The sequence below is a fragment of the Dyadobacter sp. SG02 genome (assembly GCF_900109045.1).
Classification (GTDB): Bacteria; Bacteroidota; Bacteroidia; order Cytophagales; family Spirosomataceae; genus Dyadobacter.
Window position 1 is genome coordinate 178,399 of the sequence record NZ_FNYL01000002.1, and the last position, 13,777, is coordinate 192,175.

Genomic DNA, 13,777 nt, shown 5'->3' on the forward strand with positions numbered 1-13,777 from the left:
GTTTAGGAAAAGTCTAGCTTACAGACCAATACGCCTTCCTGATGAGAATTGTTGAAGCGTGCAATTGTTTTGTCAACCGTACGATCCAAAACGCCGGATTATCACACCTGGCGTTTTGAATCAAGCTAACCTGTACTATAAACTCTTCATTGTCCCTCCATCCACACGGATAATGGCGCCGCTAATGTAATCCGCCATCGGACTGGTCAGGTAAAGCACCGCTCCGGCAATCTCTTCTGGTCTTCCGAACCTTCCGGTATCGTTGGGTATCAGCTCTTTTACTGCCTTTCGCTTAATTTCTTCCAGTTCAGTGCCCCAACCAAACCTGGGAGCTGCGTTGACGAGCCACTGCTCTACCATGGGATTCATGATCGCGCCGGGAGAAACAACGTTGCAGGTGATACCCGTCTCCTGCAACTGCCTGGCAAGGGAAACTGACAGGTTATGACGTGCTGCCAGCGTTGCATTATAGTGGGGTTGTTCCTTAATCGGCTGTATGGCAAGCCCGCCACCGATATTTACGACCCGGCCCCAGCCGAGCTCCTTCATTTGGGGCACGATGCGCCGGATCATCCTTACATAGGAAACAACATTGGCATTGTATAGCTCCATCCAGTCATCGGCCATTGCGTCCGACCAGTTTTTATGGCTTACCACACCGGCGTTATTTACGAGAATGTCGATTGCGCCTCCGTCTAGCGCCGCGGCAGCTACGAGATCTGCACCGGCATCGGTAGCGAGGTCACCGAGCGCCACTTGGGCCAAGCCTCCTGCTTCCCGGATTGCATCAGCTACCTGTTGTGTACGATCTGCATTTCGGCCGTGCACAATCACTTCCGCGCCTTCCGAGGCGAGCATCCGGGAGATTGCTTCGCCCAAGCCAGAACTGGCGCCGGTCACCAGGGCGCGTTTTCCTTTCAATTGTAAATCCATTTTTATTTTTGCTTTTGTGAATTAATAGTAGTGGGCGATCAGATGCCGTTGCCCCTTGTGGGCGCGTTTCCAAATGCCTTTTTGTATGCGAAAGAGAAGTGGGAGAGGTCGTTAAAGCCTATTTCCAGGTATATGTCGGATGGTCTTCGTCTTTTCTCTTCGATCAGATAATGCGCCTCTTGCAGCCGTTTGCTGGTTAGCCAGCGGCTGGGTGTCATGCTATATAGTTTTGCAAAATCCCTTTTGAAGCCGGAAAGACTTCTGCCTGTCAGATAAGCGAACCGGTCAATACCCACATTATACCGGTAATGCTTGTTCATGAATGCTTCCAGGTTGATTTTGCCCGGTTCATTGAAATCAAACAGGATATTTTTCAGGGATAGGTTGGTTTCCAACAGGATCAGCACCAGTTCACGGGCTTTCAACCCGCCTATCGAAGCGCTCAAACCGTCGTGGGCATTTGCGTATGGCAAGAGAGAGTCGGCGTAGCTTTCCAGGTACCGGTTGGGTTTGAGAAGCAATACACTTTCCGGATAAGAGTGCCCATCGGCGGTCAGGGCGTACTCGTCCCGGATGTTTTCCAGCGTGTGCTGATCCAGGTGGAGGGCAACAGACTTGAAACCTTCGCTGTCCGACTTTTTAATGGATCTGGTCAGCTGGTTTTTTCGGAAGAATCGATAGTCGCCTGCGTGGAAGGAATATCGCTTGTCACCGACCCAGATATCATGACTGCCGGAAATGATGTAGCTGAATATATGGTCCTGGACAAATGCTTCTCCTTCGACATTTTCGTCGGTATAGCTGTTAAAAACTATGCGCGGTGATGTTAAAGACTTCAATTTTTTTGTATCCATTTCAATGCTGATTGTCGATGTTGAATCAGGAATGATTTCGAATACAAAGTTCGCCGGTCAGACGAATCTCAGTTTTGTCAGATGGTCCAATGTAGTTTGTTCAAAAGTTCACCCTCTTAAAATCATGTTCGGAAATGCCAACATTGAGTCTCGTCCAGTTAATTACTGGACCTCTGGAACCGAATTTGAAAAAGGATTCTCGAAATAAGGTGCGTTACTTCTGTTGCGGCAGGCCACATCATTCCTAGTGGCAGATTGACCTCCGGTTACGATTCGCGGCGTCTGGTTTAACTTGTTGCTAATAAGAGAACTAGCGAGGGGGAGTCCTATTCGCGAACGATGATTTTATGCGACTGGCTGGTGCCATCATTGAAATGAAGTACGACTGTATGCACACCGTTCGAAAGCCTGCTTACATCGATACCTTCGGAGCTGATCCGGTCGGTTTCAACCATTTTAATACCCGTGGCTGTGAAGATAGCCGCATTCCTTACCCTTCCGAGTTCTTTTAAAAAAAGCTTTTGGCCAGCCGGATTGGGGTACACGAGATTTTCACGGGCGTCATCAAAAATGAGATGCCGGATACTGCTGTACGAAAAACGAACGACATTGTTCTCCGTGGGATGGTCAACCATTTTTAGACGGTAATAATTGATTCCCGTAGCAGGAGAGAGGTCCCGGTAAAGATAGGTTTGCATCACCGTGCTCTCCCCATGCGCCGTCTGGCGCCCGATCGATGCCCACTTCTGGCCGTCAATACTCCGTTGAATCTCAAAATAATCGCTGTGTATTTCCTCGGTTGTCGACCAGTTCAGTAACACGGCAGACTCTTCCTTTTCCACGTCGAAGGAAACAAGTTTCACGGGTAGCTTGATGCATGTATTGTCGAAAGTATCGCCGGTGATCGTCCAATTTTTGGTTTGCACCAGAAAATCCCTTGCAGCGAGGGCATCCGGTCCGTAGCTGAGACCGGGTGCGCCCAGCGAGCGCGAGGCTGGAATCGATGGATTAGCCGCCCAGCCTATCAACGTATTGCTGTAATTAAAGCAGTCGACGCCGCTACCTGCGAATATATTGTCCATACTCACAGTCGCATTCAATGTCCAATCGCCCAGGCTTTGGTTGAATGCGGCCGCCCCTTGGAACATATTCGACATATCAATGGCGTTGGTTACATTCCAGCTATTAAGCTGTTCGTTGAACAGCGGACAGTTTCCAAACATATCACGCATACTGGTTACTTGACCGACATCCCAGTTTTTAATATTAGGCGCACTGCTCAATGAAGTACAATTTAGAAACATGGCCTGCAGAGAGGAGACGTTTGTTAAATTGGGGCTATCCGTGGCTGGAATTGCAGACAAATTGACGCAGCTGAAAAACGAAAAAGCAAACGAATCCCAAAGGCTGGTGCCCCATTGCTCGATTGTCAGCAACAGCAGCGGGTTGAGATCGAACCGGATTTGCCCGAATTGACCGGGTGTGCCCGGTTTGAAGGCGATACGGTACTTGCCGGGCGCCGGCACCTCAAAATAAAGGATACTGGGTGCAAGTCCGACTGTCGCAAAACCCGACAGGCCACCCGGAATACTCTCGTAATACACCGAAGAAATCCCGTTACCACTGAAAAGCACAAAAGTTTCACTCGTGTTGATGGTGACCACAAAATCAGTTGCCTCAATCTGCGCATGGGCACGCTGTGATCCGGCAAGGAGCGAAAAAAGGGCCAAAGCCACAAGGCGGTATCGGTGGCATTTATTCAGGATAGAAAAGTACAAGTTTGACATAATCTCTGGGTGAATTTGAAGGCCGAGCCTAACGCCGCCGAATTTCTCAACTTTTCAGCAATGATTATGTATTGATTTCAACTACATGATTGTAGAAAAAACGTGATAAGTAGTCCAGTCAATCCATCTCCATGTCAGGGCCGTTTAACGGGCTCGCATAGCCGCTCACGCCTTCCGTGGCGTGGAGGAATTCCGGAGCCACCACGACCATTGTGCTATACCAAGCCTGATGCGGCCGAAATACGGTCGCATTACCGGGCTGGAAATGCGACCGCCTAACGGCGCATGGAATGATTTAACCGCAGCCGCGGACGGCCTCAAAAGAATTTGTTAATTTACATCGGGAAACACCGGAAAAACTACGCTAACCCGTCTGTGGACCCGGGAGTGGCTTAAAAAAAAGGAAATTCGACACCTAACGACTGTCCAAGATAAGGGGGCACTTACAAATGGATTTTATCTACTCCGCACAGGAACGGGAGATTAGTGATGAGCTTTGGAGTCAATTCAAAGCCGGCAATCCTGATGCTTTGGGGCAACTGGCAGATATCCATCACAGGAGCCTGCTAAATTACGGGACCAAATTCTCCCGTGATCTGGAATTTATCCGCGATTGTATTCAGGACGTATATCTCCAGCTATGGGAAAGAAAGCTTTTTCTTGCCGAGGATACCGTGGTTAAACCTTACCTGTTCAAATCGTTACGTAATAAAATCTTCAAGGAAAGTGTTCGCCTGAAACGCCTTGGCGAGTCTTCGGAATTGCTGTTCGAGCCTGAGGATTCTTCGGGTACAATCGAGAGCAGTTTGATTGAAAACGAACTTCAGAACATGGAATTGAACCGACTTAATCTAATTATTTCCGGGCTTTCCAAACGGCAGCGTGAGGTTGTTTACCTTCGTTATTATCAAGGACTCGGCAACGATGAGATTGCTGAAATTATGGATATCGGCAAACCCGGCGTGGCTAATCTCCTGTCCAAAACCCTGCGTGAAATGCGGGAACAATGGGGAGCTTATCTTTTGCTTTTCGGCTGCTATTTTCTTTGGCTAAAAGGGCATTAGGTAGCATTTAAATGGCCTTTTTAAAATTTTTTTGAAAAATAATGATGATAAACCGGTGATTCGCGGATAATCATACCAAAAGAGTGTGTTCGTGCACATCGAAAATTTGTCCAGCCACCATTTATGAGTAACGAAAGCAATACCGGATTTGAAGAGTTAGCGGGCAACCATGCATTTCGCAAGTGGATTCTAAACCCGGGGGACCCTTCTGCGTCTTTTTGGGAGGGCTGGATGAAAGAGGACGAAAGAAGACAAGAAGCGGTGAAAAAGGCCAGGTTGTTTGTCCTCGCTCTGGAAGAACAGTTTGGGGAGATCACCGATGAGCAAACCGTGCAGGAAGATATCAGGAAGTTGGTCGATGGCGTCAAAAACGGGAACATCCGGACTTCGGCCATCCCGCATTCACGTCACATTTTGAGAAAAGGTTACTTCTGGCGGATCGCTGCCTCATTTATTTTATTGGGAAGCCTGGGGCTATGGTATTCGCAAATGAAAAAGACCGAAGTGCCGGGTATCGTGCAGACTTATACAGGCTCGGAAAATACGGAATGGCTTAAAAAAGTAAATAGCGACGATCAGACTTTGACGGTTTTATTGAGTGATGGCTCCGTCGTTATGCTGGAAAAGGGAGGGGAATTGATCTATCCTGCTGATTTTTCAGGCAGCAACCGGGCGGTGTATTTAAATGGGGACGCATTTTTTGATGTGACCAAAGATGCACGAAAGCCCTTTCTGGTCTTTGCGGGCCAAACAGTAACCAAGGTGCTGGGCACTAGCTTTCGGGTTAGAACCAACAAAGAGGATGGCGGTGTGCTGGTGGCGGTGAAAACCGGAAAAGTGTCGGTATACAATCAAAATGAGTTCAGGAATGATGGCGTCGACTCGGCGACCAGTGTTGTATTGACGCCCAACGAAGGAGTTGTTTTTAGCACAAAGGCGAGGAAGAATGAAAAGGAGGTTATCCGTGACCTGACGATACTCGAAAGCTTACCGGATGATTCGGACGTTGTTTTCGAAGAACGGCCGGTTTCAGAGGTTTTTGACAGTATTGAAAAGAAGTACGGGATTGAAATTGATTATGATGAAGCCCGGTTGTCTTCCTGTACCGTATCGACAGTTTTCAGGGAAGAAGGACTGAAACAAAGGTTACATGCAACCTGCACGGCAATCGGCGCGACGTATAGTGTAAAGGGTGAGAAAGTTGCCGTGCATTTAGCCAAAGGTTGTAAATAAGAAAGTGAATCAACTACCTAACTATGTCGTAACCTCTAAACCGCTTTCCTGCCTATGAATTAGTCTTATTCACAAAAAAAGCCAGCAGTGTTTGCCCCACTACTGACTTCCATTTTTCCCGGAGCTGTGCAAGCGTCCTTCGCAAAAAGGACACGGGAGCAATTTGTCCGATTCTGAAAAGAACAAATCATTTCAAAAGTATGAAAAAACGTCGACAAAGACCTCAGCTGTTACTGATAGCAATGAGAATTTCATTTTACCAACTTTTACTGGCCGGTTTGTTCGCGGGGGTTTCGTTCGCGAACACCGCCGGTGCGCAAGAGCTTTTGAAGCAAAAGGTATCCATTCATGTTAAAAATCAGGAGATTAAAAGTGTACTGAAAGAGCTTGACAAAATTTGTGACGTGCATTTTACCTATGCACCATCGATTTTTCCGGCCCGGCATCGGGTAAGTGTTCAGGTGAGTAACAAGTCGCTGGGAGAGGTTTTGGATGAACTGCTGACTCCATTGGAGGTAAGCTATCAGGTAGACGGCCAGCAAGTGATCCTGAAAAAGGAGGAAAGTGAGCCCGGCCTGACGACCGATGGAGTTAACAATTCCACATTGATGGACAAGCAGATTAAAGGAACCGTGAAAGACGAAAAAGGCGACCTGTTGGCCGGCGTTACGATCATGGTGAAAGGGTCGAACCAGGGAACTGTTACGGATGCGGCGGGGAGTTTTTCGCTCAATTTGGCAGATGCGGATGTGAGTACCGCAGTCCTGGTTTTTAGTTTCGTGGGATACCAGTCCACCGAAGTTCCGGCCAGTGGGCAGACGACATTTGACATTACCCTGCAGCCGTCGGTAAACCTGTTAGAGCAGGTGGTCGTAACAGGTTATGGGTCGAAAAAGGCGAAATACCTTTCCAGCTCTGTCGCGGTGATACCCAATGAGAAATTACGGGATGTCACTTCGAATGAGCTGTCGAGCCTTTTGCAAGGTAAAGCGCCGGGCGTAGTGGTATCTACCAGCTCGGGCGATCCAACCAGCGGGTCGAATATTCTGATCCGTGGGGCGGGCACGATTTCGGCAAGCACAGCCCCCCTGATCATCGTGGACGGCAATATCGGAGGCTCCTATAATCCTACGGATATCGAGTCTGTTACTGTTTTGAAAGACGCTGCCGCCACCGGCCTTTATGGGTCCCGGGCCGCGAACGGGGTTATCATCATTACGACCAAAATGGGAAAGGCCGGTAAGACAAAAATTGATTTCAGCACCACTTTGGGCTTTGCCGAGGCGACAACCGGGAATTTCAAACTGATGAATTCCCAGCAGCTATATGATTATCAGAAAACATTTTACAACCGCGATCCGTCCATCGTGAATACCAATACCGATTGGTGGGACCTTGCGTTCAGAAAGGGTTTCGTCAATAGCTATACCTTGTCGGCGTCGGGAGGTTCAGAAAAGACCCAGTTTTATGTTTCAGGTAACTATTACAAGGAGCAGGGGACCGTTTTGGAAAATGACAAAACGGGGTATAATTTCCGGTCAAATATTACTTCGCAGTTAACCAAAAAGCTGAAATTGAGCGTATTGCTCAATGGTATTTTCACGCAGGACAACTACGAAAACAGCGGTACGCTTTACGACGCCTATGTAAATATGCCTTTCGATGCGGCATATGATGCGGACGGAAGCCCCATCGACGGCCGGACTGCGGCAAACTGGCAAGGAAGAGACCGCGAAAACTTTTTACACTCCCTTCCGTACAACTACTCGAAAGCAAGAAGTCTGAATGTCAATACGGACGTCAACCTGGATTACGCGATCACGCCCAAGCTGACATTCTCGACTTATAACCGCGTTCGCTTTTTCGATTTTAAAGACGCCAGTTATTACGATAAAAGAACCAAGCAGGGAGGTGCGAACGGGGGCGAATTATACAATTCCCGGTCTTATACCAGCCGTATTCTGACTTCGAACAGATTACGTTACGAGGAGAGTTTCGGGTTGCATAACCTGGCTGTTCTCGCAGTGGGCGAAGCGGAACGCAATTATTACGACGACGCGGCTATTTCGGGCAAGGGGCTTCCTCCGGGAAGGGATGTGATGTCGGTGGCCACCGATATCATCAATAACCCGACGGGCGGCAATGACCAATACAGTTTCAGCAAATACCTTGCGCAGGCCGACTATAATTTTGACAACCGTTATTTCGCGATCGCGTCTTTTGTTCATGAATATTCTTCCAAATTCGGAAGCAATAATCCAGCGGGTAACTTTTATCAGTTGGGCGGCTCGTGGATCGTCAGCAATGAAAACTTCATGAAGCAATGGAAAACCATCAGCTTTTTGAAACTCCGCGCCAGCTACGGAACGGTGGGTAATGCCGACGGGATCTCAAATTACGCGGCGCTAGGGCTATATAGCATCTCGCAGGACGCCAGCTATGCCGGACTTCCGGGAGCGGCCCCCTCGCAGAAGGGCAACCCCGATTTATCATGGGAGAAAATGAAAACTGGCAATATTGGCGCGGAAATTGGTTTATTCAACAACCGGCTCGATCTGACCGTTGACGCATACGAGAAAAAATCAAGCGCTCTTTTGTACAAACAACCTTTGCAGGCTACGACCGGTTACAGCTATCGCTGGGTAAATGCGGGGGCCGTCAGAAACCGCGGGATGGAGTTTAGTGTAACTTCGAAAAATATCGTCGGCGCTTTCAACTGGGAAACGAACCTGAATGTGTCGTTTAACCGCAACAAGGTTTTGGAGCTCAGCGATGGAGCAGCCGTTTTTAACTCCGGTGCACGCCAGCCGATCGCCGTCGGGCACAACATGGATGAATGGAACCTGCCTATCTGGGCAGGTGTGGACCCAACCAACGGAGATCCGTTGTGGGAGAAGATCGTGACCGATGCAGACGGCGCGAAATACAAGGTGTTAACCAACTCTTACAGCTCGGTGGCCACGGCGCAATCGCGGCAGTTTACGGGAACCTCGGCAGCTCCGAAATTCACGGGTGGGTTGAGTAACACCTTTTCTTACAAAGGCATATCCCTGAGCACGTTTTTTAATTTCGTCTACGGCAACGAGATTTACAACAACAGCCGGGCGTATTTCGATAATGACGGTTTATACGAGAGCTACAATGCGATGGTTTTGGCCAAAGGGTGGAGCAGATGGGAAAAACCCGGCGATATCGCCACACATCCCAAACCGATCGTCGGCGGAAATCATGACTCCAACCAGTCGTCGTCGAGGTACCTGGAAGATGGAAGCTATATTCGTTTGAGAAACATCAAACTGAGTTACGCCTTGCCGGCAGCCTGGCTTGGCAAAAGGGGAATCTCTAATCTGAATATATTCCTGAGCGGGGATAACCTCTGGACTGCAACCAAATTCTCAGGCCCTGACCCGGAAGTATCATTTACCCAAACCGATCTCAGCTCCGGGGTTTCCAGTTTCAAATATCCGATCAGCAAGAAATTTCTGTGCGGAGTAAATATTTCATTCTAAATCAGATAGGCGATGAAAGCGAACGATTTTTATAAATATATCCTGTCCGGCCTGTTGATTTTAGGAGCGTCGGCCTGTGAGGAAACTTTTGCTCCTTCGACGGCGATCGAAGAAACCTCGGCGCTGACCAACGCGGGGGATGTCGAAACGGCAACCATCGGTACCTATGCGGTTCTGCGAAATCCGTCGTATGTTAGGAGCGTCCATTTTCTGACGGAGTTCCCCAGTGACGAGGTGGCTCAGGGACAGTCCTCTTCCGACGACCTTACGCGTGCTTACCGCTATACCCATATTAACACCTCCACACACTGTACCAACTTCTGGGGGCAGGCCTACAAGGTAATAGCCGCAGCGAACAAGATCATTGCCTACGTGGCAGACGATGCATCTGCGGATCTGAAACAGCTCAAAGGAGAGAATCTGTACCTGCGCGCGATGATGCATTACAATCTGGTGCGCGTTTTCGGGCGGCCGTATCCGCAGGGCAGCGGCGCGGGTCCGGGTGTACCTATATTGAGAGACGGTCTTTCGGATGAAGAAACAACGGGCCTTTCCAGAAGCTCTGTGAAAGAGGTATACGACTTTGTGATCGCGGATCTGTTGAAAGCGGCTGACCTCATGTCGGTTGACAAAGGCAATTCTTTCGCTTCCAAAGAGGTGGCATACGCGCTCTTGTCACGGGTGTACCTGTATAAGGAAGATAATGAGAATGCGGTTAAATATGCGGATTTAGTGATCAACTCGGGGCGGTATTCGCTACTCGATGGCGCTAATTATCAGGGATATTTCAAGATGGACCCTGAAACAAATCCTGAAACTATTATGTGCATCCGTCACACCAAAGTTCAAAACCAGGACTTCTCGGCGATTGGCTCGATGTATTTCAGCGGTGATGTGGCCGGCAATCCCGCCGGACAGGGCGTTAGCGGTTGGGGCGAAATATATGCTTCCGAAAAGCTGGTTAACCAATACGCACTGCATCCCAAGGATCTGCGGAAAAGTTTTATCACGCCTTATGTTTTAAATGGCGTTCAGCAAAAGAACCTGAAACTGACACCGCAAACGCCCATGTATTATATCAACAAATACAATCTTCAGGAGAGTATTATCAATCTCAGCTCGCCTGTGTATTTGCGTCTTGCGGAAATGTATCTGAACCGTGCCGAGGCCAATGCCAAACTGGGTAAAACAACGGCGGCGCTTGCGGACGTGAACATCATCAGAACAAGGGCAGGGCTGAACGATGCGCTTTATACGTCACTCCCTGCGGGTAAAACGGCGCTCGATATTGTATTGGAGGAGCGTTGGATGGAATTGGCATTCGAAGGGCATCGTTCCTACGATCTTTTCCGTAACAATCGTCCAATGACCCGGAATTATCCCGGAACGCATTCGTTGAACAATACCCCGACTACGAATGTCAATCAGACGGTGCCGGCTACCGATGCCCGCGTGATATTTTTTATACCGCAGTCGGAAATAGACAAGAACAGCAAACTGACCCAAAATCCGTAACTGTCCACGCCTCATTTTAAACGGGCGCCAATATCTGTATGCTATGAATAAATTGTGTTTGATCACTGCCGCATTTTTTTGCGCACTGACGTGCTGTTATGGTTGCTCTGATGGTGCCAAGCCTACCCCAAAAGAGGAGGTACTGCCTGATCCAACACCCAAAGTGAGTATTCCTTTGGCTGGGAACGCCTATATCACCAAAAGTGCTGCCGGGCAATCTGAAAAGATCACCAACAAAGGGCTTGTCAACTGGACCACATCCGGCGTTGTGACAACCACCTGGTTCCGTGCCACGCAGCCGGGAGAACTCAAGGTGTTTCTAAAAGCCGGCATTGCCGACGGCGGGAAAAGCAAGGTGAAATTGACTGTGAACGGAGCTTCTTTTGAGGTTAGTTTAACGGGAGCGGACGCAAAAACCTACTATGCCGGAAAGGTGAATATAACGGCAGAAGGTTATGTGAAAGTGGATCTGGAGGGCGTTAGTAAGTCGGGCCCCTCGTTTGCCGATGTGTCCGATATTCAAATCGGCGGGGTCGCAGCCAACGGCGCGATTTACGCCAACGACCCCGAGAACTTCTACTGGTCAAGACGCGGTCCGTCGACGCATGTCAATTATACCATTCCTGCCGGTGATATCGAATATTTTTACAATGAATTGGTAGTACCCGAAAAGCAGGACCCGATCGGTTCCTTTTTCATGTGCAATGGATTCAGTCACGGATATTTCGGTATACAGGTAAAATCCGAATCGGAGCGCTGGGTTTTGTTTTCCGTTTGGGACCCCGACGGCGGAACAACCGTCCCCGTCAAATCGGGGGAAGGCGTGGTAACAAAACGTTTCGGTGGTGAAGGTGAAGGAGGGCAGAGCTATTTTGTCTACAACTGGAAAGCTGGTAATACCTATAAATTCCTGACGAAGGGTAAGCCGGATGGCAATGGAAACACGCTTTATTCGGCATGGTTTCGCGGGCCAGAGCATGATAAGTGGCAATTTATGGCCACCTGGAAGCGGCCGCTGACGGCAACTTATCTGGCCAGAATGCATTCGTTCCTGGAAAATTTCATCCCTGAACAAGGATACCTGGAACGGAAAGGGACCTGGGGCAATCAGTGGGTGAGAGACGTAAACGGAAAATGGACCGAGATAACGGGCTTCAAGATGGGTGTTGATGCCACGGGTAAAAACAAACAAAGGATGGATTTCGGAGGAGGTGTAGAAAACGGCCGGTTTTTCCTCAGGAACGGCGGTTTCTTTAATACCTATGTGGAGGCAGGAACTCCTTTCACACGTCCGGCAGGAGGACAACTGCCACAAGTTGATATCGAAAGTTTACCTTAAAAATGGAGAAAAAATGAAAAAGAATATATTTCAACTCATGATGGCGTTGGTAGCAACCGCTTCTTTTACAGGTTGCTCCGATGATAAGATAGATTATCCCCTGGCCGCCAAAGCCGACCGTTCGGGTTGGGCCATTTCAGCGGTGTCCAGCGAACAGGGAGATGGCTCGGAGAATACAGGTTTAGCTTCGGCAGTGCTGGATGGGGATTTGAACACCATTTGGCACACACAATATGATCCCGACCATCCGGGGTATCCACACTGGTTTGTCGTGGACATGAAGAGGGCCAACAAGATGATTTCAGTAGATCTGACGGCCCGTCAAAACAACAAGAACGGTTTCACCAGGTTCAAACTAGAAGGAAGCGCCAATGGCGAATCATGGACAAATCTCGGGGAATTTACATTCGTTCCGGCAACCATCACACCGCAGAGTTTTCCGGTTTCGTCGGCTACCGGATACCAATACCTGAAATTTACCGCATTGGAAGGGCTCGCAGTGCATACGTTCCTTGCTGAAATGGAAGTATTCGTGAATGAGTAAATAGCGGTTGTTGCCGGGCGACGAATCGACATTAGGTTCCTCGAAGGGCTAAGCCTATTCTTACCGAATTCCAGATATGCAGGGACGTCGGTAAGAATGGCTTTGCATTATGAATCTAGTTGCCTTTCAGGGCTTTCAAGTCTAGAGTTGTTGGAACCAGTAGCTATACCCTCCGATTCTTGTAAAATTAACGAACAACTCTACTTTCTTAGGTCCATCAACGTTGTAAACCCAGTCTATATTTGCGGTGTTATAGGTGAGATACACATGGTTAGCGACCATACCTGCCGGTGCCGGAGAGATCTTGTCCAATTGCGGGATATTTTGCCAAGTGGAAAACAAGCCGCCGTTCTTAATTCTAACATAGAAGTCGGCCCTATCGTTAATGTAATTAGTAGGTGCATTCAAGGTGAAATGCATACGCTCGGGCCAGTCTTCCGACATGTGGCTGGTAGAATATGGGCCATCGTCAGTCGTTCTTGCTGACTTATGATTACTTGGCATCACTGTAACGTAGTAACCAGTTATTCCCTTTTGGAGATCCTTGGACAGAATCTCCGTTATAATGTCGGATTTGAAGGTAGTAGGGGTGGGGCCACCGGACGTTTCGGGCAACTTGCTCTCTTGATTGTTGGCTGTCGACTGCTTACCGTCAGCAGGTATAATTTCGTATTTTACGTCGGCCAGATAGTTGTTTAACACTTCGTTCGAAAGGGAGGCAAAGCGCATGGTTATGCTGTTGTTTCCTGATTTATCATGGATTACTACGTCCTTTTTGAAGTATGAGACACCAAGTTCTTTTTCTAAAAGCGAGATTTCACTTTGAAATGGCTCTTCCTTTTCGGACTTTTTATCAACCGACGGGGCTGATACGTCGGGGGTGCTGCATCCAATAAAGGAAGAAATGCAGAAGAACAGCGCTGAAGACAGCAAGGTAAACTTTTTCATAATAATGAAGTTTGAAGATTAAAAAAATGGAAAGAAAACATGGGAAACGCT

Annotated in this window: 10 protein-coding genes; 6 read left to right on the forward strand and 4 right to left on the reverse strand. The window is 48.5% G+C overall.

Annotated features, from left to right (window positions below; all coding sequences use genetic code 11):
• Positions 1-135: 135 nt before the first annotated feature.
• The 3 genes from BMW93_RS04545 to BMW93_RS04555 form a co-directional block, all read right to left on the reverse strand.
• The gene (locus BMW93_RS04545) at positions 136-933 is read right to left on the reverse strand and encodes an SDR family NAD(P)-dependent oxidoreductase (protein ID WP_090374026.1); all 798 of its coding nucleotides are present in this window, start codon (positions 931-933) and stop codon (positions 136-138) included.
• Positions 934-971: 38 nt separating this feature from the next.
• The gene (locus BMW93_RS04550) at positions 972-1,787 is read right to left on the reverse strand and encodes an AraC family transcriptional regulator (RefSeq protein WP_090374027.1); all 816 of its coding nucleotides are present in this window, start codon (positions 1,785-1,787) and stop codon (positions 972-974) included.
• A 326-nt stretch (positions 1,788-2,113) separates the two neighbouring features.
• Positions 2,114-3,574, reverse strand: coding sequence for a BspA family leucine-rich repeat surface protein (locus tag BMW93_RS04555; RefSeq protein WP_090374028.1), 1,461 nt, complete (start codon positions 3,572-3,574; stop codon positions 2,114-2,116).
• Between the two features lie 449 nt (positions 3,575-4,023).
• Here BMW93_RS04555 and BMW93_RS04560 point away from each other — a divergent pair, with 449 nt between their 5' ends.
• From BMW93_RS04560 to BMW93_RS04585, 6 genes are all read left to right on the forward strand, one after another.
• Positions 4,024-4,638: an RNA polymerase sigma factor gene (locus BMW93_RS04560; protein WP_090374029.1), complete on the forward strand. Its 615-nt coding sequence runs from the start codon at positions 4,024-4,026 to the stop codon at positions 4,636-4,638.
• 123 nt (positions 4,639-4,761) lie between these two features.
• Positions 4,762-5,871, forward strand: a complete 1,110-nt coding sequence (locus BMW93_RS04565; protein ID WP_090374030.1) for a FecR family protein — start codon at positions 4,762-4,764, stop codon at positions 5,869-5,871.
• A gap of 242 nt (positions 5,872-6,113) precedes the next feature.
• Entirely contained in the window at positions 6,114-9,380 is a 3,267-nt protein-coding gene (locus tag BMW93_RS04570) for a TonB-dependent receptor (RefSeq protein WP_177194001.1), read from the forward strand.
• A gap of 12 nt (positions 9,381-9,392) precedes the next feature.
• Entirely contained in the window at positions 9,393-10,895 is a 1,503-nt protein-coding gene (locus BMW93_RS04575; protein WP_090374032.1) for a RagB/SusD family nutrient uptake outer membrane protein, read from the forward strand.
• 43 nt (positions 10,896-10,938) lie between these two features.
• The gene (locus BMW93_RS04580; RefSeq protein ID WP_090374033.1) at positions 10,939-12,234 is read left to right on the forward strand and encodes a DUF3472 domain-containing protein; all 1,296 of its coding nucleotides are present in this window, start codon (positions 10,939-10,941) and stop codon (positions 12,232-12,234) included.
• A 13-nt stretch (positions 12,235-12,247) separates the two neighbouring features.
• Complete coding sequence (locus tag BMW93_RS04585; protein ID WP_177194002.1) at positions 12,248-12,778, forward strand: discoidin domain-containing protein; 531 nt, start codon at positions 12,248-12,250, stop codon at positions 12,776-12,778.
• Between the two features lie 141 nt (positions 12,779-12,919).
• On the opposite strand, the gene BMW93_RS04590 is transcribed toward BMW93_RS04585, so the two are convergent.
• Positions 12,920-13,726, reverse strand: a complete 807-nt coding sequence (locus tag BMW93_RS04590) for a hypothetical protein (protein ID WP_090374035.1) — start codon at positions 13,724-13,726, stop codon at positions 12,920-12,922.
• Positions 13,727-13,777 lie beyond the last annotated feature (51 nt).

Coding starts and splice junctions, on each gene's coding strand:
- BMW93_RS04580 (WP_090374033.1), top strand. CDS start 10,939: ATGAATAAATTGTGTTTGATCACTGCCGCATTTTTTTGCGCACTGACG.
- BMW93_RS04590 (WP_090374035.1), bottom strand. CDS start 13,726: ATGAAAAAGTTTACCTTGCTGTCTTCAGCGCTGTTCTTCTGCATTTCT.
- BMW93_RS04585 (WP_177194002.1), top strand. CDS start 12,248: ATGAAAAAGAATATATTTCAACTCATGATGGCGTTGGTAGCAACCGCT.
- BMW93_RS04550 (WP_090374027.1), bottom strand. CDS start 1,787: ATGGATACAAAAAAATTGAAGTCTTTAACATCACCGCGCATAGTTTTT.
- BMW93_RS04570 (WP_177194001.1), top strand. CDS start 6,114: ATGAGAATTTCATTTTACCAACTTTTACTGGCCGGTTTGTTCGCGGGG.
- BMW93_RS04545 (WP_090374026.1), bottom strand. CDS start 933: ATGGATTTACAATTGAAAGGAAAACGCGCCCTGGTGACCGGCGCCAGT.
- BMW93_RS04565 (WP_090374030.1), top strand. CDS start 4,762: ATGAGTAACGAAAGCAATACCGGATTTGAAGAGTTAGCGGGCAACCAT.
- BMW93_RS04555 (WP_090374028.1), bottom strand. CDS start 3,574: ATGTCAAACTTGTACTTTTCTATCCTGAATAAATGCCACCGATACCGC.
- BMW93_RS04575 (WP_090374032.1), top strand. CDS start 9,393: ATGAAAGCGAACGATTTTTATAAATATATCCTGTCCGGCCTGTTGATT.
- BMW93_RS04560 (WP_090374029.1), top strand. CDS start 4,024: ATGGATTTTATCTACTCCGCACAGGAACGGGAGATTAGTGATGAGCTT.